We start from the raw sequence: 324 nt of genomic DNA on the forward strand, positions 1-324 counted from the left end.
CGGCGGCACGATGGACCCCGGAACAGGTCCGGGGTGACGGGGCGCTTTGGGCACCGGACCGACTTCCGCCACAGTCCCGCCTCCGCGCGAGAGGCCCGACACGCGACGACAGCCCGACCCACTCCGTCACCCCGGACTTGATCCGGGGTCCATCGAGCCGCACATCCGACCGTCGTCGCCTGCGAACCACGCCAGATCCCGGATCACCCCCGGCACGACGGTCAGGCCACGCCGCGTTGGGCGGTCGAACACCTGCCCGCTCAACCCCGTCATGCCGGGCCCGTCCCGGCATCCACCGCGCCGCAGGAGCCGAAGCCGTCGAAC

The sequence above is a fragment of the Sphingomonas sp. Leaf412 genome, assembly GCF_001425405.1.
Classification (GTDB): domain Bacteria; phylum Pseudomonadota; class Alphaproteobacteria; order Sphingomonadales; family Sphingomonadaceae; genus Sphingomonas.